This window comes from Psychrobacter sp. 1Y4 (genome assembly GCF_051847555.1).
In genome coordinates this window covers 1-517 of record NZ_JBPYDE010001155.1, presented here as the reverse complement: position 1 = coordinate 517, position 517 = coordinate 1, and the positions used below count along the sequence as shown (strand labels likewise).

Here is a 517-nt window from a genome sequence, read left to right as displayed (position 1 = left end):
CGCCTTTAGCGGCTCACATCAAGATGCCATCAAAAAATCACTCGATTACAATGAAAACAACCAAACTGAGACTGACAACGTGTGGGATGTGGCATATTTGCCAATTGATCCTGCGCACATTGGTCGTAGCTATCAAGATGTGGTGCGTATCAATAGCCAGTCGGGCAAAGGCGGTGTTGCGTATATCTTGCAACGTAATTATGGCTTTAACCTACCACGTTGGATGCAGATTGACTTTAGCCGTGTGGTACAAAAGCAAGCGGAAGCGGTTGCCCGTGAATTGCAAAATGATGAAATTTTACAAACCTTTGAAAATACCTACTTGCAACAAGGCAAGTTTGAGTTACTAGATTATAGTGTCAATAACAAAGGCGGTGAGGTGTATTTCAGCGGCCAAGTACAGATGAATAACGATACCATTGATATCGATGGTACGGGTAATGGTCCATTATCATCGTTTATCGACGGTCTTGCACAGCACACGGGTAAATCCATCCATGTTATTAATTACGCTGAG

1 protein-coding gene is annotated in these 517 nt (G+C 43.1%); it reads left to right on the top strand.

Annotated features, from left to right (window positions below):
• On the top strand, positions 1-517 hold a 517-nt coding region (locus ACS8FC_RS20900), incomplete at both ends, for an alpha-isopropylmalate synthase regulatory domain-containing protein (RefSeq protein WP_439298191.1).